Consider the following 20253-nt stretch of genomic DNA (forward strand, 5'->3'; position numbering starts at 1 on the left):
GCTTAGGTCCCCTGTTGCCAGGAAGCGAGGTAGGCGCTCTGCTCGGGAGTGAGGGTATCGATGTGGACGCCGAGCGCTTCCAGTTTGAGGCGGGCGATCTCCTGGTCGAGCGCCTTGGGAATCGGATAGACGTTCGGCTTGAGTTCGCGCGCGTGTGTGAGCAAGTACTCGATGCCCAGAGCTTGGTTCGCGAAGCTCATGTCCATCACCGCGGCGGGATGTCCCTCGGCCGCGGCGAGGTTGATGAGCCGGCCCTCGCCGAGAACGAAGATCCGCTTCCCGTTCGGAAGCGTGAACTCTTCCACAAAGGGCCTCACGACGCGGGCGGCTTTCGCCTCCTTCCGCAGGGAATCCAAATCCAGCTCCACATTGAAGTGTCCGGAATTCGCTACGATCGCGCCGTCTTTCATGGCTCGGAAATGCTCGAGCCCGAGCACGTGGATGTTGCCTGTGACGGTGACGAACACATCCCCGAGCCGGACCGCCGCCGGCGCGGGCATCACCTGGAACCCGTCCATGACCGCTTCGAGCGCGGGCAGAGGATCCACCTCGGTCACGAGGACGTGCGCCCCCATGCCGCGCGCGCGCGACGCCACACCACGGCCGCACCAGCCGTAGCCCAGCACGACGAACGTGGATCCCGCGAGAAGCCGGTTCGTGGCGCGCAGGACGCCGTCGATCGTGCTCTGGCCGGTCCCGTACCGATTGTCGAAGAGGTGCTTCGTCTTCGCGTCGTTCACCGCGAGGATCGGATACCGGAGCGCTCCCTCACGGGCCATGCTTCGGAGGCGGATCACACCGGTCGTCGTCTCCTCGGTCCCCCCGATGACGTGCCCGATCTGATCGCTCCGCTTGGTATGCAGCACGGTGACGAGGTCGGCGCCGTCATCCATCGTGAATTCGGGTTTCCAATCGATCGCGGCGCCGATGTGGCTGTAGTACGTTTCGGAGTCTTCCCCCTTGATCGCGAACGTCGCGATGCCGTGGCGGTACGCCAGCGCCGCCGCGACCTCATCCTGGGTGGAGAGCGGATTGGAGGCGCAGAGCGCGATTTCCGCCCCGCCCGCCTTCAGCGTGAGCATGAGATTCGCCGTCTCCGTGGTCACGTGGAGGCAGGCCGCGATCCGTTTCCCCTGGAGCGGACGCTCCCGCTCGAATCGGGCGCGAATCTGCCGGAGCACCGGCATCTCGCGCTCCGCCCACTCGATCCGGCTCATTCCCGGCTCCGCGAGCTTGGGGTCGCGAACGTGTCCCTGGGCGTTCATCGTTGCCGTTCCGCTAGGCGTCACGCTTCAAATCCTCCACGCGGTCGAGCAGCTCCCAGCGGAAGCCTTCGTTCTCGCGTCCGAAATGTCCATAGGCGGCTGTCTTCCGATACATCGGTTTCCGTAGATCGAGGTTTTGGATGATCGCGGCCGGCCTCAGATCAAAGTGGCGTCGCACCAGCTCCTCGAGCCTCGAATCGGGCACCTTTCCGGTCCCGTGGGAATCCACCATGATGGAGACCGGCTGCTCGACCCCGATCGCGTACGCCACCTGGACGGTGCAGCGGTCCGCGAGCCCCGCGCCCACGACGTTCTTCGCGACATGGCGCGCGGCGTAGGAACCGGAGCGATCCACCTTCGAAGGGTCCTTGCCGCTGAAGGATCCCCCGCCGTGGCCCCCGAATCCGCCGTAGGTGTCGACGATGATCTTGCGGCCCGTGAGCCCGGTATCGGCGCGCGGTCCCCCCAGCACGAAGCGGCCGGTTGGATTGACGAAATAGACCGGCTCCCCGTCGATCATCTCGCGCGGCAGCACCGGGCGGATCACGTCGGAGATCAGGCGGTCCGTGAAGCGCTTGTACTCGGCCTCGGGCATCTCCGCGTGCTGGGTCGATAGGACCACGGTGCTGACGCGGCGCGGCTTTCCGTCCACGTACTCGACGGTCACCTGGGATTTTCCATCGGGGCGCAGCTCCGGAAAGGTGCCTGACCGGCGCGCTTGGGCCAGCGCTCGGGTCAGGGAATGGGCGAGGCGGATCGGAAGCGGCATGAGCTCGGGTGTCTCCCGGACCGCGTAGCCGAACATGAGGCCCTGATCTCCCGCGCCGGCGCGATCGACCCCCAGCGCGATGTCCTTCGACTGCTCGTCGATGCAGGTCAGCACGGAGCAGGTCTCGTAGTCGAATCCGTACGTCGGATTGTCGTAGCCGATATCCCGGATCGTGTCCCGCACGACCCGCGGGATGTCCACGTAGCACTTGGTCGTGATCTCACCCGCCACGAGCGCGAGCCCCGTCGTCACCAGCGTCTCGCAGGCAACACGACCGGTTGGGTCCTGCGCCAGGATCGCGTCCAGGATGGCGTCCGAAATCTGATCCGCGACCTTGTCGGGATGCCCTTCCGTCACGGACTCGGAAGTAAACGCCATCCCTCTCTGCGTCGTCGGGCTCCTTTTCGTTTCCGGTTTGGCTTGCACCAGGGGAACGGTCATGAAGATTCCACCTCGGATGAACCCACGTTTAGGCGCTGGTACGCGCCGCGCACCACCGCGTTCTCCCCCACCACCGAAGCATCCAGCACAATGTCTTCGACGATCGCCCCTTCGTTCACGATCGAGTTTCGTACCACCGCCTGGCGCACATGGGCCCGAGGGCCGATCGAAACGTGCGGACCGATGACGGCCGCCGTGACGTCCGCGGTGGGATCCAAGGCCACGGGGGGGATCACCACCACCCCCTCACGGCTCACGGGCGTCGCGAGCTGCTCCAGCAGAGCCCGGTTGGTCTCGAGAAGGGTCTCCACTTTGCCGCAATCATACCAGCCCGACACCGGAAAGGGGCGGAGTTCCTCTCCGCGCTGCAGGAGCAGCTGGAGCGCGTCGGTGAGCTGCAGCTCGCCCCGCGTCAGCCGCCGCTCACGGACGAGGGTCTCCAGAGATTCAAAAAGGAGCGGCCCGTTGGAAATGTAATACAGGCCCACGAGCGCCAGGCTCGAAACGGGGCGCTCCGGCTTCTCCACGAGCTCTACGATCTTTCCCCCTCGGACGGTCGCCACTCCGAACCGGCTCGGATCGCTCACCTCGTGCACGCCGACCTGGGAGCCGTTCCGGACCAGGTCTCCGATCACCGCCTGCACGATCGTGTCGCCAAGGATAATGAGAAGCGGGGCCCGGCCGGCCGCCAGCTTCGCTTGCACGACCGCGTGCCCCAGCCCGAGCGGCTCCTCCTGCAGAACGCACTCGATCCGGAAATCTTGCCGAGAGGCCGCGTAGCGGCGGATGCGCTCACCCTGGGGACCCGGGGCGATCACCAAGATCACGCGCTCCAGCCCCGCCGGCTTCAACTGATCCAGGATGTGGGCCAGAATAGGCTTCCCCGCCACCATCAGAAGCGATTTCGGCGTGGTGTGGGTGAGCGGCCTGAGCCGCGAGCCGCTGCCCGCGACCGGGACGATGGCGACCGGTTTCACTTCGCGAGGGCTCGTTTGAGGGCGTTGACGCCGGGAAGCGTGCTTGGATCGACGCCGTTCAGCAGCGCGAGGTAGAAGCTCACGAAATCCCCGCGTGACACGCCCCAGAGAAGCCGAAGCATCGGATCGTCTCCCTCCAGTACCACGGTTTCGACTTGGACCTTGCGCTGACGCAGATAGGTGGCGAGCCATTCGAAGCGCCGCACGATCCTCGGGTGGTCGCTCGGATCGCGAAGCAGGACCGCGGCGATCCGGCCGACGATCGCACCCGGGTTCACGAAGCCATCCACCTCGTTGTGATTCATCTCGGGAAGTACGGACACCCAGGCGAGGTGCTTCGAGTTCTCGTTGAATTGCCCCTTCCAGCGCAGCGCGACAGGCTCGGCCGTACGTTTGTCGGCCACCAGCACGATCGGGCGGCCCCTCAACCGTATCGCGAGTTGCTTGGCCGGGTTACGCGATTGTATCACATCGGGCGAGCAGGCGGTAGCGGCCTTATCCAAAGCCCTGGCCGCCCGCTCGAGGCGCGCCCCCGCGTCCGGGAGCGCCCCCAGGTGGTGGGCCACGTGGGCGAGCGCCGAGAAGGAATAACCGAGCGCCGCGCGCGGCGGGAACCCGGCGGGCAGGAGAGCGACGGGAACGCCCTCCCCCTGCGCCCGCTGCACGAGGGTGCCGCCCGACGCAAGCACCAGGGCGCGCGTGCGGAGCTGGGTGAGCGCGCGAAAGGCGGTCAGCGTTTCCTCCGTCTCGCCGGAATAGGACGAAAACACGAGGAAATCCTCCGGCGTGATCCAGGACGGGGGCTCGTAGTGCCGCACGACGTGGACGGGTACCGCCCCCTCGCGATCGGCGAGGACGCGGAGGAGATCGCCTGCGATCGCAGATCCTCCCATTCCCAGCACGACGAGGCTGCGCGGCCGGCGCGGCTCGATGCGGCGCACCGCCTCCGCCGAGATGATCCCTCCCGCGCGAAGCTGGGCCGGGAACCCTTCGATCTTGCCGGCCATTCCGCCTGGGTCGAATCGTTCCACCCGGGCTTTCGAATCGAGAGGGCGCGGAGGAAGCGGCCGGCTCTCGCGAGCGCGGGTCATGCGGGCAGGAAGATTCCCGGGTACTGCCGGCTCATGAACTCCGTCACCACCGTGCGCACGTCGCTCGGCGTGCACAGGCTCATACACCGCTCCGCGAGCCCGCGCGCCTCGTCGTACGTGGAACCGCGGATGATCGTCTTGATCTCCGGAACGAGGTAGGGGCTCACACTGAACTCCTCGAGACCGAGGCCCACAAGAACCACCGCGTACAGCGGCTCCCCCGCCATCTCCCCGCAGATCCCCACAGGGATTCCCGCGCGGTGACCCGCCTCCACGACGCTTTTGATCGCGCGGAGCACCGCGGGATGGAGCGGCTCATAAATCTCGGAAATCGCCTCATTGCCGCGATCCACGGCGAGGGTGTACTGAATCAGATCGTTCGTCCCGATGCTCACGAAATCCGCCTCTTGGGAAAGCCGGTCGATACAGAACACGGACGCCGGTGTCTCCACCATGATCCCGAGGGGCACGTTCTGCGCCATCGCGACGCCCTCCTTGCGAAGCTGGAGCTTCACGCGTTCCACGATTTCCCGCGCCCGCCTCAGATCCTCGAGACCGATCACCATCGGAAACATGATCCGCAAGTTCCCGTAAGCGCTGGCGCGGTAGATCGCGCGGAGCTGGGTACGGAAGATCTCTTCGCGGCGGAGGGAAAACCGCAGCCCGCGCATCCCGAGGAAGGGATTTTTCTCGATCGGCGTTCCAAGGTAGGAGGCGAACTTGTCTCCCCCCACGTCGAGCGTGCGGATGATGACCGGCTTCGGGTCCATCGCCTCGACGATCGAGCGGTAGGCGTTGAACTGAGCGTCCTCGGTCGGCAACTGCTTTCGCGCGAGATAGAAGAACTCCGTCCGATAAAGCCCGATGCCGTCGGCTCCGTTCTCGAGGATCCCAGGGAGCTCCTCGGGGACCTCGAGATTCGCGCCGAGCCCGATGGCGCGGCCGTCTGCCGTCACGCAGCGTTGGTCCTTGAGCTGGGTCAGCTTCGTGGCGAGCTCGCGATAGTGCTCGCGCTTGCGCTCGTGATCGGCGAGCGTCTCGGGATCCGGATTGAAGATCGCGATCCCGCGCGTGCCGTCCACGATGGCGATCGCGCCCCTGCGCGCCGACTCGGTCGCGCTCTTGAGCCCGACTACCGCGGGAATCCCGCGCGCGCGAGCCATGATCGCGGTATGGGAGGTGCGTCCGCCGAGGTCGGTGGCGAACCCGAGCGCCATGTTCCGCTGAAGGAGCGCCATCTCGCTGGGCGGGAGATCGTTCGCGACGATGAGCGACGGCTCGGTGAGATCGCTCAGCGAACGGGCTCGGACGCCGCCCAAATGGGCGAGGACGCGCCGACGGACGTCGCGAACGTCGATCGCACGGCCGCGGTAGTACTCCCCGTCCGCCTCGTCCAGGCGCGCGGCCACGGCGGTCAGAATTCTCCGGTACGCAAAGGAGGCCGGCTTTCGCTCCCGCTCGATCACGGCAAGGGTCTGAGCGGTTGCGTCAGGATCTTCCAGAATCTCGATCTGGGCGTCCAGGATCCGAGCGTGCTCTTCGCCGGTTTCGAGCGCGATTTTCTCCCGCAGCTCCCGAACCTCCACCAGACTCTCGCGGATCGCCTTGCGAAAGCGCTCCTGCTCGGCGGCTGGATCCTGGACGCGAAGATCGCCGTCCTGGACCTCGGCCTCCTCGGGATCGACGATGTGGACCGGGCCGATCCCGATCCCCGGCGACGCGGCGATTCCTTGAAGGGTCGTCATTCCTCACCGAATTTGTTGTTCACCACGCGCACCAGGGATTCCAGCGCCTCCCGCTCGTCTTTCCCGTCGGCGCGGAGGGTGAGCTGCGCGCCCATCTCGGCGGCGAGCATCATGACCCCCAGAATGCTCTTGCCGTTCACCTCGAGCCCGTCGCGGATGACAAAGATGTGTGAGGCGAATTTCGCGGCTTCCTTCACGAACACGGAGCACGCCCGCGCGTGAAGCCCGAGGCGGTTTTGAATCGTGACCGTCTGCTCCACCATCTCGTGTCTCGGTCCTCTAGACGCGGGTCGAAAGAGCCAGGGCCAAAAGAGCCGCCGCGAGCGCGATCTCGACGCTCCGTCCCGGCCATCGCTTGAGTCCGAGAGCCGTCCCCAGAAACCCCAGGACGAAGGGCGCCAGAACGAGTGTGATGTGCGCGAGCCCTTGGCCGGCTGGATCCGCGCTCTTCGTGAGGACCGAGAGCGTGAGAACCACCAGCAATCCGAATCCGAACGCGCTGGCCCGCTCGAAAATATGCGTGAGCATCGCGAGCTTGAGCGAGTGGAGGAGCTTCCCCGGTTCGTCCGCCAGCGCGTACCCTCGTGGCACGCCGGCGAAGCGAAATCTCAGCGCGACGGCATTGTACGTCAAAAGCGCGAGAAGGGGGCAGACCAGGACGCGGAGGTCCGGCCCCAGCGGGTCCGCGAGCGGAAGGAGCCCCATACCCAGGATGCCGACCAGCCCCGCAAACGGCCTCAGGGTCACCCAGAACAGGGGGTCCCCGAGCGCAGCCAGGGGGCTTGCGAGCGCGCGCTTCACGTCCTCGATCTGCGTCTCCTCGATGGGCGCTCCCCGCGCCCGGCGCTCTTCGAGGCGCGCGACGACCCCGAGCACGTAGCCCGCCAGGACCGGGTGCGTGCCGAAGAAACCCAAATGCCGGGCGAGGGCCTTACCCTGCTCCCCGGCTCCCGAGTGGAGACGTCGAAGAACCGGAAGGAGCGCGAACCCGAAGCCGAGACCCTGTTGACGCTCGGGCGAGAAGAGAGCCTGGAGGTAGAACGATCGCGACGTGACCTTCGCCAGGTCCAAGCCGCGAAGCGGGGAGGCGGTCCCCGCGGGAGGGGTCTCGATCATGGCGCTGCGCCCCGGACCCGGAGGAGCAGGAGGAGCACCGCGAGCGCGCCGGCCGCCGCCCAGCGCAGTCCGTGCCGCGCCGCGCGCACATGGGTATGGAAGCCGGACGCGAACGCGGCGCCGAGGAGCACGGCAAAGACGAGCCCCGCCCTCGGGCCGGTGACGGTGTCGGCGAGCCGGGGCAGGATGAGCGATGCCGCGGCGATACCCGCCACCGTTCCCGCCGCGGACCAGCTCGCGCCCCGCAAGAAGACCCGGAGCACGCCCCCCCAGTAGAGCGCCTCGAACGCGCGAAGCCTTCCTTCCCGAGCCAGCTCGTCGGCGCGCGCGGCGCGCGCCCGGTTCCTCGCGCGGAGAGGCGCCTCCATCCATCCCCCAACCACGGAGGCGACAAGACCCGCGATCGTACCGACCAGAACCCAGAGGATTCCGCCGGTCGACACCGAGACCGAGGGGGTGAGCCGCTCCATGCAGAAAAGCGCGACCGAGACGCCGATCACCCCCGCCGTCGCGGCATCGCGCGGGCGCTGCGCCGCGGGCAGCGAGGGGTCCGTGAGGAGAAGCTGAAGCAGGACGCCGACGCCGAGCGGGATTCGAAGCGCCCAGAGCTCCCATTGTGTTCCGGGGTTCCACAGGGCTCCGGCGAGACAGGCGCCGACGAGCGGCTGGCCGATCATGAGATTCCAGCCCGCCGAGCGGTCGGTGGCGAGGATGCCCCCAAGAAGGGCGACACGCCATAGCTCAGGGAGCAGCGCCTACCTCCTCCACCCGGGCCCTGATTCGAATCGGCCCGGTCTTGGCTCCGGAACGGAATCCGACCAGGAACGCCGTCCCCTGGTAGACGCGCTCGGCGCCCGATTCAGAGAGCGAGACGGTTTCGACGGGGGACCACTCCACACGCGCGGCCGGCTCGAACTGGAGCGTCAACGCCACACGGAGGTACTCGGAGTCCTCGAGCCTCATCGAGGTGACCGAGTCCGCTTCTCCGGTCGAGCCCGGGGAGCACGCCACGGGCGCCTTCCCCTCGAGAGAAAGGCGGCGTCCCGGCGCGGCCCCGGTCAGGATGCTCAGGTTCCATTCGCTCACGAGCCAGGCGTCGCCCGGGACGCCGGCGAATCGGACCTCGAACTCGGCCTCGTCGCGACCCGGGGCGATCTGTTTCTCGATCGTGCCGCGCGGATCGCCCATGGACGCGAGAGCGATGAGCGGGTCCGCGTGGGCCATGGGTTCGCCCGCGCCCGCCGGCGCGAACGTGAGCCCCACGGGGCCGAGACCAATCAAAGCGCGGAGGCTCCCCGACGCGGCGACCTCGGGCGCGGGGAGCAGCCACTCCTGCGAGGCGTACCTCGGGCGCTCGTCGTACTGCAAGAGCCGCTCGAGCCCGGGCTCCTTGAGCTGGATCGATCCGTGGATCGTCTCGGGTTTGTGAGCAGTCGCGCTCCCCTCTCCTTGCGCGCCCGCGCGCCGCGCGGCTTCTTCGACGCGGGCGTGATAGGCTTCACGCCTGCGGGCGATCACACACGCGAAGTCGTGCGGGCGCCGGCGCTCGGCAAGCTCCACGATCGCCCCCGAGGCGTTCACCGCCACCCCCACCGCGACCCGGGGTGACTTGAGCCGGTGCTCCTCCTCGCCGCGCTCGACGATCCATCCGCTCGACGGTCCCTGAAGCTCATCGGCGAGCGCGTCGGCGCGGAGCATGTGGCCCCGCACCGCTGCCCGCAGGTGCGGCAGGTAGAATCCGCCGAAGACCCCGTGCCAGTAGGAGCAGTTGCACTGCGCGCGATGCACCTCGCGCCTCGCCTCTTCGTACTGGGTCCGGCCGAGGCAAGAGCGGCTCGCGTGCTCGATTTTCGCGCTCAGCTCCGTCACGCGCCGGTGCAGGCGCCGCGATTCCGGATACCGCGCGAAGAACTCGCGCCAGTTCCCGGTCGCGATCCGTCTCGCGAGATCGGCCTTGCCCTGCGCCTCGAGCCAACGCTGCTCCGATTCGATCCGGACCTGCTCGCCGGCCGGGAGCGCCCAGAGCATCATTTCGGGGTAGCTCGCGGCCGGAAGCGCGATGCTCCGCGCCGGGAGCCCCGCGTCCCAGACGTCGCCGAGCGGCATCGCCTCGACCGCGCGGCGCTCTTCCAGGGCCCCGAGCCAGGACTCGAGCCAGCCGTCGCGGTAGACCCAGTCGTGCGTGCGGGGCCAGATGCCGAACTTCTCCCCATCGTCCCCGAAGACGCGGACTCCGGCGGCCGCGCGCGACGTGCCACGCAGAAAATCGAGAAGCTCGGGGACGGGCTGAAACGGGATCCGGTAGCGGAGCTCGCGCTCGATCGGGAACACACCGACGCGGCCCATCGTGGACTCGACCCAATACGGCTCGCGGAGGGTGCCCGAATCCGCCCCGGCGAGAAGAAAGTGATGATCGTCGACCAGCGTGTATTCGATCCCCGCGCGCGAGAGCGCGTCGGGCAGGTCGGGCTCCCAGACCCGCTCCGCGATCCAGGCTCCGCGCGCGGTCACGCCGAATCGCGCCTTCAAGTAGCCGTTCATCCTCTCGATCTGCCCCTGCTGGTCCCACGGGGGAATCACGGCGAGGATCGGCTCGTAGTATCCCCCCGAAAGAAGCTCCACCTGGCCGCGGCTGCAGAGCGTCCCGAGCGCGTCAAGAATCGAAGGCTCGTGCTTCTCGAGCCACTCGAAGAGCGGCCCCGACCAATGCATGGAGAGGCGCACGCCGGGATGGCGCGCGAGCGCGTCGAGAAAGGGCCGGTACGCGCGCTCGACCGCCTCGGCGAAGACCGAATCGAAATTTCCGACCGGTTGGTGGTTGTGGAGCGCGAAGGCCAGCCGCACCGGCGCCCCGTCGAGCGGCATCACGCCCCCCCGCCGAGCAAAGGCGCGAGCCTTCGCGCGGGGTTGGTCGGAAGATCCTGCGCCGTAAGCCGGACCCCCAGCCGCTCCAGGGCAAGGAGCATTTCGCGCTCCGTGGGACTCAGATACACGTAGGGGAGCACTTGGACCTTCCCCTCCGCGTGATGGAGCCCACCCACGTTCACCTCATGGAGCGGGAACCCGCCCTCTTTGAGCCGAAGCGGCTCCTCGGGTCCGGGAAACAGCAAGAACGCCCGCTCCGCCTCGGTGGTCGCGAGCGTCGAAGGAAGGAGCGCCTCGGAAATCGAGAGTGCCACGGCGCGCGCGCCCTCCGGCGCGGCGAAAAGGTAGAGGCCCGCGCGACCGGGATCCGCGCGGAGCGAATCAGAGACGATGCCGATCCACGTCGGCCGAAGTGGTCCGCCCCAGCCGTGGACGACCTGCCCGTGGATGAGCCGGTCGTCAATCCGCGCGAGCAGAAGCGGCACGCTAGAGTACGGTGATGCCGGCTTTCCCCTTGGCTTCCAGGCGCGGCAGAAGCTCGTCCAAGGGAAGCGTGTCGCGGTAGTGGAAGAACTCGAGAAGCATGGGGAGGTTGACCCCGGTAACCTTTCTCACGAGCCTTTCACCGTGCTGGGCGCGGCGCGAGGCGATACCGCAGCTACCCGCGGCCAGGTCGGTGAAAAGCACGACCGGGCGGTCTCCCGGAACGTCCCGCACTCGCTCTTCGATCGCGCGGCTCAGGGCGTCGCTCGAGTAGCCGTCATTGCTCAGGACCTGGACGTCGGACTGGGCGCCGAGAATCCCTTCGACCGTGCGGAGGAGCTCCGAGCCGAGCGCGGCGTGCGTCACGAGGAGCGCGAAGGGCCGACGCGGCACCTGGGCCGGGTTCATGTTCGATCACTCGGTGTCATCTCGGACCAACGGATTGGAGAGAAGCTTGGCGCGCATGCTCTCGATCAGGCGTTCGTTCAGCGCGCGGGCCGGGTGGTATCCGTACACTTTGACGAGATGGTTGAGCGAGATCACCTCGGCGATGACCGTGATGTTCTTGCCGGGAAGAATCGGGACGGTCACGAGGGGAATCTCGGTGTCGAGGTACTTGGCATGCATGTCGTCGAGGCCGAGGCGCTCGTAGTCCGCCTTGCTGTCCCACTCCGTCAGGTGCACTTCGACTTCGACGCGTTTCTGCCCGCGTATCGCGCGGATGCCGAAGATCGCCTGAACATCGATCACCCCAAGACCGCGGATCTCCATCGTGTGCTTCAGGACCTCGTTGCAGGCTCCGATCAGGATATCGCCGTGCCGGCGCGTGATCCGGACCACGTCGTCGGCGACGAGCCGGTGTCCGCGCTCCACCAGATCGAGCGCGGTCTCGCTCTTGCCGATCCCGCTTCTCCCGGTGAACAGGAGCCCGACCCCGTAGACGTCCACCAGCGAAGCGTGCACGCTAACCGAAGGCGCGAAGACCCAGTCGAGGTAGGCGGTGAGCTGGTGGATGAAGGGCGTGGTGTCCTGCGGCGTTCGAAGGAGGGGCACCTTGTGCCGGTTCGCGCGCTCGAGCAGACCCTCCGGAAGCTGGAGCCCCTTCGTCACGATGATGCCCGGCATCGCAAACTGAAAGAGGCGGTCCAGCGCCTCCGCGCGCCCTTTCGGGCTCAGGGTTCCGAGGTAGGCGATCTCGGTCCGGCCCATGATCTGGATCCGTTCGAAGAGGAAATTCTCCGAGTAGCCCATGAGGGCCATGCCCGGACGATTGATGTCGCTGATCGTGATCGGAACGCGGGACTCGAGCCCCTGGGTGAGGACCTCGAGCGAGAGGGTCTCGCGCTGCTGCTCGTAGAGCTGTTCGATCGTGATTTGGGCGGTGCTAATCGAGCTCAAGCAGTCCTACTTGCCCGTCCTCCAGGCGATAGACGATCCGAATGCCGCCCCCGTCCGGCTCGGAAAAGGCCAACACGGCCAGGCGGCTCTTGAGAAGCATCCGCACGGCCTGGTCCACGGTCAGGGTCCGCTGCTTGGGTCGAGACCGGACGATCTCGACCCCGCCCTGCTCCCGGCGTGTCGCTTCCGGAGCGAGCACGGGGATTCCCTGGCGGCGGAGGCTCTCCCCGCGTTTCTTCCTGTCCTTCAACCGTTCCTTGCGACGCTTCAACGCTCGCTCCTGCTTCTCTAGCACCGCGTCGAGCGCCACGCGAGGATCCGGATCCTGGGCGCGCCCGGCCAAGTCCACACCGTTTCCGAATATGCGAAGCTCCGCCATGTGGCGGTAGCCCTCCTCGGTCACGGTCAGCTGCGCGCTGATCAGGTGCGAGAAGTATCGCTGCAACTTCTCGATTCTCCGCTCCGCGTACTCGCGGTAGTCGGGAGTCACCGTCCAGTGCCGCCCCTTGATCGTGATCTGCATTGGTACCCCCTGGATGGGTCATGTTCGATTCTCGATCCGCGACGCGTAACGTCGGCGGGCCCGTGCCGGCAATATGCGCAAGGCCTCCCGGTACTTGGCCACCGTCCTCCGCGCGATCTTGAGACCTTGTTCGTGCAAGAGCTCCGCGATGCGCTGATCGCTGAGCGGCTCGCGCTTGTCCTCTCCTTGGATCAGCTGTGAGATCTTCCCCTTCGCTACCTTGGCTGAAACATCGTCTCCGTCTTCAGTCTGGAGCCCGCTCGAGAAGAAATATTTCAGCTCGAAAACACCTCGCGGAGTCTGAACGTACTTGTTCGTCGTGACGCGGCTCACGGTCGATTCGTGCATGCCGATCTGGTTCGCGATCTGCTGCAGCGTGAGCGGCCTCAAGCCTTCCACGCCCCTCTCGAAGAACTCCCGCTGCTCCTCCACGATCCGGCGCATCACCTTGATCATCGTCTTTCGCCGCTGCTCGATCGTCTGGATGAGCCACTTGGCCGAGTTGAGCTTTTCGGTGATGTACCTGCGGGTCGTGTCCTCGACGGAATTCCTGTTCCGCAGCATTTGCTGGTAGGCGTGGCTGATCCTGAGCCGGGGCACGTTCCGATCGTTGAGCGCGACAACGAAATCCTCGCCGACCCGTTCCACGATCAGGTCCGGAACCACGTAGCGCGTTTCCTCGGCCGCGATCTCCTGGGCCGGCCGGGGATCCAGAGTGCCGATCGTGTCGCTCGCCGCCTGGACATCCTCGACCGTGCACTTGAGATTCCGCGCGATCTCCGAGAATCGCTTGGCGAGGAGGTTATCGAATTGCTCCTGAACGATCCGGCCGGCAAGGGTCGTCTCCATTTTCTTCTGGACGATTTGGATCCAGAGGCACTCCTGGAGGTTCCGGGCGCCGATCCCCGCCGGCTCGAACGTCTGGATCACGGCGAGCACTTCCTCGACGCGCTCGGGACTCACCTGGAAGGTCTCGCCGACCTCCTCGACCGTGGTCTGCAGGTACCCGTTCTCATCGATGGAACCGATCAGGAATTCTCCGATCTCCATGGCCGGCGGATCCAGATTGCTCAGGCGCAGCTGCTCCAGGAGATGATCCCCGAGGGTTTTCACGGTGACCGGGACGCGCTCGTAGAACTCGGCGTCGCCGTCGTTCGTGCGCGGGGCCGACACCGTCTCGAACTGGTCGGGCCACAGCTCCCCCCAGTCGATTTCCTGTTCCGCCTTCGCCTCGGTCTCCGGCGGCTGCTCGGCCTCCTCCTGCCCGACCTCCTTCTTGACCTCTTCGATCTCCTCGACCTCTTCCACCTCGTCCACCTCTTCGAGGAGGGGATTGCGCTCCAATTCCATCTTGAGCGCCTGCTGGAGCTCGAGGGTGGGCATCTGGAGCAGCTTGAGCGCGTGCTGCAAACGCTGCGTCATGATCAGCGTCGGCTTCTGCTGCATGCTCAGGCTGTGTTTCATTTCCATGGCTTTATGCCCTCAATCCAGCCGGAACCGCTCGCCCAGATAGATCTGGCGGGCGATCGGATCCTCCGCCAGCTCCTGGCTCGTTCCTTCCAGGAGGATCTTCCCCTCGAACATGATGTACGCCCGGTCGGTCGTGCTCAAAGTTTCGCGGACGTTGTGGTCGGTGATCAGAATCCCCAGACCCCGCTGCTTCAGCCTCCCGACGATGTCCTGGATTTCGGCGACCGCGATCGGGTCGATTCCGACAAAGGGCTCGTCCAGCAACAGGAACTTGGGATGCGTCACGAGCGCCCGCGTGATTTCGACGCGCCGCCGTTCTCCACCCGAAAGGTTGTACCCCCTTCGATCCGCCAAGTGCGCGATGTTCAGTTCCTCCAAGAGATGCCCGAGCCGCTCCGTCCTCTCCCTCCTACTCATCGGCAGCGTTTCCAAAATGCCCAGGATGTTCTCGCGGACGGTCAGTTTTCGAAAGATCGAAGGCTCCTGGGCCAGATAACCGATCCCGGCGCGGGCCCGCTCGTGCATCGGCATCCGCGTGATGTCCTTGCCGTCGACCAGAATCTGCCCCCCGTCGACCCGCAAGAGCCCCACGATGAGATAGAAGGTCGTTGTCTTCCCCGCGCCGTTCGGGCCCAGGAGACCGACCACCTCGCCGCGTTGCACTCCGATCGAAACCCGGTCGACGACTTTCCAGTGGCCGTAGAACCGCTCCAGATTCCGCCCCTCCAGGCCGGTCATCGCGAGATCGGCTCTCCGCCATCCCCCTCGTCGCGAACTTCCGCCCGGACCTCTCGCTTGAGGTGGAAGTGGTCCAGGTTCGGATCGCTCTCAAAGCCGTATCCCGTGACGACGTCCTGCTTGCGCGTCACGCGGACGAAGGAGTCCGAGACGATCTTCTGGGTGCTGTTGATCCACCGCAGCGAGTCGGTGTCCATCCTAACGCCGGTTTCGGTGACGATTCGCACCTTCCCCACGGCTTCCAGGTTGTTCGTGCGCTGATCCACGAGGCCTTGGTCGGCGACGAGGGTCGAGTATCGGGTCCCATTCGTGTCGAAGAACTCGATCCGAATGGTGCGGGCATCCACGAGATTTCGATCGTTGTACATGGCCGCGTACGATGCCCAGAGGGTCCAGTTCTTCTTGCCTTCCGAAGTTTCCGTGAGCGTGAAATCGCGCGCCTCCTGATCCGGAAACCGGAGGGCCGCGCCGCTCGGAGTCGGGGCGGTCCGCGACTGACAGCCCGCGATCGCGGCCACGGCAACCACGGCCAGAGCTTGCGAGGTGCTCCATCGTATCACGCCCCCTCGAAACCCGGCAAACGGGGACCGCATTCTTCACCGGACCCGGGCGCCCGCCCCGAGGCAGTCGTGCAGGTGAAGGACGCCCTGGGGCTCTCCCCGTCCGTCCACGATCACGAGCGAGGTGATCGCGCCCCCTTCGTTCTCCTCCATGCGGCGCACCGCCTGCGCGATGAGCGCGTCCTCCCCGATCGTGTGCGGCATCGTCGACATGACTCGGGAGACCGGCTGCTCCAAGCTCGCGGATCCCTGGAGCAAGATTCGCTTGAGATCCCCGTCGGTGAGAACGCCCCTCAGAAGACCCTCGTCGTCCACGACCGTCGTCATGCCGAGGCGCTTTTTCAGGATTTCCAGCAGGGCCTCGTGGAGCGTCGCTCCGCTCCCCACCCTCGGCAATGCGTCCCCTCGGTGCATCAGGTCCGAGACGCGAAGCAGGGCGGTCTGACCGAGCACGCCCCCCGGATGGAGGAAGACGAAATCCTCCCGGGAAAAACCCTTCATGCGCAGGAGCACGATCGCGAGCGCGTCCCCCATGGCGAGCGCGGCCGTGGTCGTCGTGGTGGGCACAAGGTCCTCGGGGCACGCCTCCCGCAACCTGCCCAAGTCCAAAACGCAGTCCGACCCGCGCGCGAGCGCGGAGTTGGGATTGCATGTGATCGTGACGATCGGCACCCCGCGGCGGCGGAACGCGGGCAAGAGTCCGAGAAGCTCCGGGGTCTCTCCGCTCTTCGAGAGGAGGATGGCCGCGTCCCGGGTCGAGACGATTCCCAAATCCCCGTGGATGGCGTCCACCGGATGGACGAAATTCGCCGGGGTGCCGGTGCTGGTGAGGGTTGCCGCGATTTTTTTCGCGACGAGGCCGGACTTGCCGACACCCGAGGTGAGGACGTAACCCTGTACCTCGAGCAAGAGCTGAACGGCTCGCTCGAAGTCCTTGCCGACACGATCCTTGAGGCCGAGGATCGCTTCCCCTTCGGCTTCGAGAATCTCGCGAGCCCACGCGGAGATGCATGTCGCATTCGCCTGCATGAGCGGCAATAGATCGCCCGTGCTCTTCGGATTCACGCCGGTCTGGCCCCCACAAGTCTCTCATCGGCAAGTGATTGGCGAATCTTGATCCAGGATCGAAGCAAACCGGGAAGCTCGGCGAGCGGCCACTGGCTTTCCCGGTCGGACTTGGCTCGGGGCGGGTCGGGATGGGTCTCGATGAAGATGCCGTCCACTCCCGCCGCCACGGCCGCCCGCCCCAGCACCGGGATGAACTCGCGCTGCCCCCCGGTCTCGACGCCTCCCGGCCTCTGGACAGAATGGGTTGCGTCGAAGAAGACCGGACAGGCGCACCGCCTCATGATTTCGATCCCGCGGAAGTCCACGACCAGATCGCCGTACCCGAACATGGTTCCCCGTTCGGTCAGGATCACCCCTTCCGCTCCCGCCGCGCGGGCCTTGTCCACCGCCCGGGCCATCGATCCGGGGTCGAGGAACTGCCCCTTCTTGAGATGCACCGGCTTGCCGCTCCGAGCCACGGCTTCAATGAGCGCGGTCTGACGACACAGGAACGCCGGGACCTGGATCAAGTCTAGGACCTGGGCCGCGGCGGCGACTTCCGAAATGTCGTGGACGTCGCTCGTTACGGGAACCCCGGCCGCGTCGCGTATCCGCGCCAGCTCTCGAAGGCCCTCCTGAGCGCCCGGACCGCGGTAGCTCTCTCGGGTGGAACGGTTCGCCTTCGCATAGGAAGCCTTGAACACGAAGGGAAGCCTGAGCGCCGAGGAGATTCGCTTGACCTCACGAGCCACTTCCTCCGCCATGCCGGGGTCTTCCAGGGCGCAGGGCCCCGCGATGAGCGCGAAGCGGCCCGGCTCGAATCGAACGCTTCCGACGTCGAACGCTTTCCACGCTTCCGGCACGATGAGGCTCTCCTACTGGATGGGCGCGCCCGTCGGACTCGGGCTCGCGGCCTGGGCGCCCTCCCGCCGACGGCGTTCCTCGATCGCCGCGCGAACGAATCCGCGGAAAAGAGGATGCGGGTTGTCCGGACGCGAGCGGAGCTCCGGATGGAATTGGACCCCCACGAACCAGGGATGATCGGGCAGCTCGACGATCTCGACGAGATCCATGTCCGTGTAGACGCCGGTGACCTTGAGCCCGCGCTCCTCGAGCTTCGCCCGATAGCGATTGTTGAACTCGTAGCGGTGCCTGTGCCGCTCGGCGACATGCGGATTCGCGTATTCCTCCGAGGCGTGGCTCCCGGGAACGACCTCGCAATCGTAGGCGCCGAGCCGCATGGTGCCCCCCTTCTTCGAAACGCCCTGCTGCGATTCCAGGAGATCGATGACCGGGTGCGGGGTATCGGAGCGGAACTCGGAAGAGTCGGCGCCGTCCAACCCCGCGACGTCGCGCGCGAACTCGATGACCGCGCACTGCATGCCGAGACAAATTCCGAAAAAGGGCGTCTTGCGCTCCCTCGCGTACCGCGCGGCCTGGATCATCCCCTCGGTTCCGCGGTCTCCGAAGCCGCCCGGGATCAAGATTCCGTGTGCCTGGCCCAGCAAGGCGACCGGGCCGTCCATCTCGACGCGCTCGGAGTCGACCCAGTCGATCCGGACCGAGACCCCGTTCGCGGCCGCCCCGTGCAGGATCGCCTCGTTGATGCTCTTGTACGCGTCTCGGAGGTGCGTGTACTTCCCGACCACCGCGACCGTAACCTGTTCCTTGGCCGATCGGACGCGCTCCGAGTAGGTCTGCCACACCTGGAGGTCCGCGGGACGTCCCTCCAGGTGCATGTACTCGACGATCAAGTCGTCCAGCCCACCGCGGTGGAACATGAGCGGGATATCGTAGATCGAGGGCACATCGATCGCCTCGATGACCGCCTCCTTGGGAACGTTGCAGAAGAGCGCGATCTTTTCCTTCACGTCGTTCGGAAGCGGGACCTCGCAGCGGCAGAGAAGAATGTCGGGCTGAATACCGATCGCGCGCAGCTCCTTCACCGAATGCTGGGTGGGCTTCGTCTTGATCTCGCGCGCCGCGCCCAGGTGGGGAACGAGCGTGACATGGACGAAGAGCGTGTTCTCCCGCCGGAGCTCGAGCCTCAGCTGCCGGATCGCCTCGAGGAACGGAAGACTCTCGATGTCTCCCACCGTGCCGCCGATCTCCACGATCGCGACGTCGACCTGCCCCTGACGCGTGATGCCCAGCATCCGCGACTTGATCTCATCGGTGACGTGGGGGATCACCTGGACCGTGCGGCCCAGGTAATCGCCGCGGCGCTCCTTCTGGATGATCGAGTCGTAGATCTGCCCCGCGGTCACGTTGTTCTCCCGGTGCATCGAGACGCCGAGAAAGCGCTCGTAGTGTCCGACGTCCAGATCGGTCTCCGCGCCGTCGTCGGTCACGAACACTTCTCCGTGCTGATAGGGGCTCATCGTCCCGGGGTCCACGTTCAGGTAGGGATCGAACTTCTGGATCGTCACCACGAAGCCCCGGCTCTTCAGCAGCGACCCGATGGAGGACGCCGCGATCCCCTTGCCGAGCGAGGAAACGACCCCGCCTGTCACGAACACGAACTTGGTCATGTCGTTTCCCTCCCAGCCCGGAAGTGACGCCGCGCGCGCTCCAGATCCTCCAGAGTGTCGATTCCGAGGGATCCGTACTCACCCACAGCCACGTGAATCGGGATGCCGTGCCACAGGGCCCGAAGCTGCTCGAGCCGCTCCGCGCGTTCGAGCGGGCAGGGCCCGAGACGCGTCAGCTCCAGCAGCGTGTCACGCCGATACGCGTATACCCCGACGTGGAGGAGGGGCGACGCGTGCGCCCCGTGGGGTATCGGCGATCGCGAGAAATAAAGCGCGCGACCCTGGCGGTCGAGCACCACTTTGACCCGATTGGGATCGCCGGGGTCCTCGTCGGCGGGAAAGGGCGCGGCGAGCGTGCCCATGCGAACGTGTGGATTTCGGAACAAGGCGACGAGGCGATCGAGCCCCGCGGGGCTCACGAACGGCTCGTCCCCTTGGATATTCACGACGATCTCATCCTCGAGATCGCGCGCCGCCTCGGCCACGCGATCGAGCCCCGATGAAAGCCCCGCGCCCGTGAGGACCGCTTCCCCCCCCGCGGCGCGGACGGCGTCCGCGATCCTCGGGCTGTCGGTCGCCACGAGGATGGCGCGGAACGCGGTGGCTTCACGGACCCTCTCGAGAACGCGCACGATGAGGGGGGAACCGTCTAGGTCTTGTAAGGGCTTCTCAGGGAGACGAGTGGACTGAAGCCGGGCGGGGATGATCCCCACCGCCCTCTGGGGCTTGAGGGCCTGGGCTTCTCGCGCTGTTGAAGGGGAGGACGAACGGTGCACGAGTCATGCTAGCAACCACCGCGCCGGCGGTCAAGGGGGCGTATAACTCGTGTCAGTCACGGAACATGGAGATCCAGGCTCGCGGGACCGATCATGGAGACCGCCCCACGGCCCCGCTCCACGCGAATCCGATTTCAAGGGAATTGCCCGCGAGGGCGTTTTGGCCCTCCAGGACGTGCGAGATGCCGGTCTCCATCAGGAGCCCTGGGAAAATCGGGATCCCCAGCACGCCGTCCACGGTTGCGTATCGAGAGCTGGCGCGCTCCGGGTCGAAGCGCGCCCCACGATTCTGGTCGCTTTCCCTCTCTGTCGACCGCACTCCTCGAAGCACGCTCCGCCACGAGAGCCTACCGGGCAGCGTCCCGCCCACCTCCGCCGAATAGATGTATTCATTCGGATAATTCCCCCCTCGGTGGGTCCATCCCGCGTCGCCCGTCGTGTAGAGCCAACCCCAGGAG

19 protein-coding genes are annotated in these 20253 nt (G+C 66.3%); all 19 read right to left on the reverse strand.

Translation table 11 applies throughout. The features are described from left to right. Positions 1-2: 2 nt before the first annotated feature. From E6K76_08505 to kdsB, 19 genes are read right to left on the reverse strand one after another with little or no spacing between them, the layout of a single operon-like run. The gene (locus E6K76_08505) at positions 3-1265 is read right to left on the reverse strand and encodes an adenosylhomocysteinase (protein TMQ58222.1); all 1263 of its coding nucleotides are present in this window, start codon (positions 1263-1265) and stop codon (positions 3-5) included. A 13-nt stretch (positions 1266-1278) separates the two neighbouring features. After that, a complete protein-coding gene (locus E6K76_08510) occupies positions 1279-2412 on the reverse strand; it encodes a methionine adenosyltransferase (protein TMQ58205.1) in 1134 nt (377 codons plus the stop codon). Positions 2413-2471: 59 nt separating this feature from the next. Next, positions 2472-3644: a nucleotidyl transferase gene (locus tag E6K76_08515; GenBank protein TMQ58206.1), complete on the reverse strand. Its 1173-nt coding sequence runs from the start codon at positions 3642-3644 to the stop codon at positions 2472-2474. Then, on the reverse strand, positions 3449-4630 hold the full coding sequence (locus E6K76_08520; protein TMQ58207.1) for a bifunctional phosphoglucose/phosphomannose isomerase: 1182 nt from the start codon (positions 4628-4630) through the stop codon (positions 3449-3451). Before E6K76_08520 ends, E6K76_08515 begins: the two co-directional genes overlap by 196 nt. After that, positions 4540-6288 (reverse strand): phosphoenolpyruvate--protein phosphotransferase, encoded by a 1749-nt coding sequence (gene ptsP / locus E6K76_08525; GenBank protein TMQ58208.1) that lies wholly within the window; start codon positions 6286-6288, stop codon positions 4540-4542. The genes E6K76_08520 and ptsP overlap by 91 nt, the downstream gene beginning before the upstream one ends. Further along, the gene (locus E6K76_08530; protein ID TMQ58209.1) at positions 6285-6551 is read right to left on the reverse strand and encodes an HPr family phosphocarrier protein; all 267 of its coding nucleotides are present in this window, start codon (positions 6549-6551) and stop codon (positions 6285-6287) included. Before E6K76_08530 ends, ptsP begins: the two co-directional genes overlap by 4 nt. A 16-nt stretch (positions 6552-6567) precedes the next feature. Continuing rightward, entirely contained in the window at positions 6568-8142 is a 1575-nt protein-coding gene (locus E6K76_08535; GenBank protein TMQ58210.1) for a PTS mannose/fructose/sorbose transporter family subunit IID, read from the reverse strand. A 3-nt stretch (positions 8143-8145) separates the two neighbouring features. Next, positions 8146-10272: a DUF1926 domain-containing protein gene (locus E6K76_08540; GenBank protein ID TMQ58211.1), complete on the reverse strand. Its 2127-nt coding sequence runs from the start codon at positions 10270-10272 to the stop codon at positions 8146-8148. Beyond that, positions 10269-10754 (reverse strand): PTS sugar transporter subunit IIB, encoded by a 486-nt coding sequence (locus E6K76_08545; GenBank protein TMQ58212.1) that lies wholly within the window; start codon positions 10752-10754, stop codon positions 10269-10271. Before E6K76_08545 ends, E6K76_08540 begins: the two co-directional genes overlap by 4 nt. A gap of 1 nt (position 10755) precedes the next feature. Then, positions 10756-11160: a hypothetical protein gene (locus E6K76_08550; GenBank protein ID TMQ58213.1), complete on the reverse strand. Its 405-nt coding sequence runs from the start codon at positions 11158-11160 to the stop codon at positions 10756-10758. Between the two features lie 6 nt (positions 11161-11166). Next, a complete protein-coding gene (hprK, locus tag E6K76_08555) occupies positions 11167-12150 on the reverse strand; it encodes an HPr(Ser) kinase/phosphatase (protein TMQ58214.1) in 984 nt (327 codons plus the stop codon). Continuing rightward, a complete protein-coding gene (gene raiA, locus E6K76_08560) occupies positions 12137-12673 on the reverse strand; it encodes a ribosome-associated translation inhibitor RaiA (protein TMQ58215.1) in 537 nt (178 codons plus the stop codon). The genes hprK and raiA overlap by 14 nt, the downstream gene beginning before the upstream one ends. Before the next feature lie 18 nt (positions 12674-12691). After that, positions 12692-14143, reverse strand: coding sequence for an RNA polymerase factor sigma-54 (gene rpoN, locus E6K76_08565; GenBank protein ID TMQ58216.1), 1452 nt, complete (start codon positions 14141-14143; stop codon positions 12692-12694). Positions 14144-14155: 12 nt separating this feature from the next. Next, entirely contained in the window at positions 14156-14881 is a 726-nt protein-coding gene (lptB, locus tag E6K76_08570) for an LPS export ABC transporter ATP-binding protein (GenBank protein ID TMQ58217.1), read from the reverse strand. Beyond that, positions 14878-15474 (reverse strand): LPS export ABC transporter periplasmic protein LptC, encoded by a 597-nt coding sequence (gene lptC, locus E6K76_08575; protein TMQ58218.1) that lies wholly within the window; start codon positions 15472-15474, stop codon positions 14878-14880. The genes lptB and lptC overlap by 4 nt, the downstream gene beginning before the upstream one ends. A 3-nt stretch (positions 15475-15477) precedes the next feature. Beyond that, complete coding sequence (locus E6K76_08580; protein TMQ58223.1) at positions 15478-16470, reverse strand: KpsF/GutQ family sugar-phosphate isomerase; 993 nt, start codon at positions 16468-16470, stop codon at positions 15478-15480. 32 nt (positions 16471-16502) lie between these two features. Next, positions 16503-17351, reverse strand: coding sequence for a 3-deoxy-8-phosphooctulonate synthase (locus E6K76_08585; protein ID TMQ58219.1), 849 nt, complete (start codon positions 17349-17351; stop codon positions 16503-16505). A 12-nt stretch (positions 17352-17363) separates the two neighbouring features. Further along, positions 17364-19019: a CTP synthase gene (locus E6K76_08590; protein ID TMQ58220.1), complete on the reverse strand. Its 1656-nt coding sequence runs from the start codon at positions 19017-19019 to the stop codon at positions 17364-17366. Then, positions 19016-19732 (reverse strand): 3-deoxy-manno-octulosonate cytidylyltransferase, encoded by a 717-nt coding sequence (gene kdsB / locus E6K76_08595; protein ID TMQ58221.1) that lies wholly within the window; start codon positions 19730-19732, stop codon positions 19016-19018. Before kdsB ends, E6K76_08590 begins: the two co-directional genes overlap by 4 nt. Between the last annotated feature and the right edge of the window lie 521 nt (positions 19733-20253).

Source organism: Candidatus Eisenbacteria bacterium (genome assembly GCA_005893275.1).
In the GTDB taxonomy this organism is placed as follows: Bacteria; Eisenbacteria; RBG-16-71-46; order SZUA-252; family SZUA-252; genus WS-7.

Excerpts from the sequence above, each read along its gene's own strand:
- E6K76_08505 (TMQ58222.1), bottom strand. The coding sequence starts at position 1,265 with ATGAACGCCCAGGGACACGTTCGCGACCCCAAGCTCGCGGAGCCGGGA.
- E6K76_08590 (TMQ58220.1), bottom strand. The coding sequence starts at position 19,019 with ATGACCAAGTTCGTGTTCGTGACAGGCGGGGTCGTTTCCTCGCTCGGC.
- E6K76_08515 (TMQ58206.1), bottom strand. The coding sequence starts at position 3,644 with ATGGCTCGCCACCTATCTGCGTCAGCGCAAGGTCCAAGTCGAAACCGT.
- raiA (TMQ58215.1), bottom strand. The coding sequence starts at position 12,673 with ATGCAGATCACGATCAAGGGGCGGCACTGGACGGTGACTCCCGACTAC.
- E6K76_08580 (TMQ58223.1), bottom strand. The coding sequence starts at position 16,470 with ATGCAGGCGAATGCGACATGCATCTCCGCGTGGGCTCGCGAGATTCTC.
- E6K76_08535 (TMQ58210.1), bottom strand. The coding sequence starts at position 8,142 with ATGGCGTGTCGCCCTTCTTGGGGGCATCCTCGCCACCGACCGCTCGGC.
- ptsP (TMQ58208.1), bottom strand. The coding sequence starts at position 6,288 with ATGACGACCCTTCAAGGAATCGCCGCGTCGCCGGGGATCGGGATCGGC.
- lptB (TMQ58217.1), bottom strand. The coding sequence starts at position 14,881 with ATGACCGGCCTGGAGGGGCGGAATCTGGAGCGGTTCTACGGCCACTGG.
- E6K76_08530 (TMQ58209.1), bottom strand. The coding sequence starts at position 6,551 with ATGGTGGAGCAGACGGTCACGATTCAAAACCGCCTCGGGCTTCACGCG.
- rpoN (TMQ58216.1), bottom strand. The coding sequence starts at position 14,143 with ATGGAAATGAAACACAGCCTGAGCATGCAGCAGAAGCCGACGCTGATC.
- E6K76_08550 (TMQ58213.1), bottom strand. The coding sequence starts at position 11,160 with ATGAACCCGGCCCAGGTGCCGCGTCGGCCCTTCGCGCTCCTCGTGACG.
- E6K76_08510 (TMQ58205.1), bottom strand. The coding sequence starts at position 2,412 with ATGGCGTTTACTTCCGAGTCCGTGACGGAAGGGCATCCCGACAAGGTC.
- lptC (TMQ58218.1), bottom strand. The coding sequence starts at position 15,474 with ATGCGGTCCCCGTTTGCCGGGTTTCGAGGGGGCGTGATACGATGGAGC.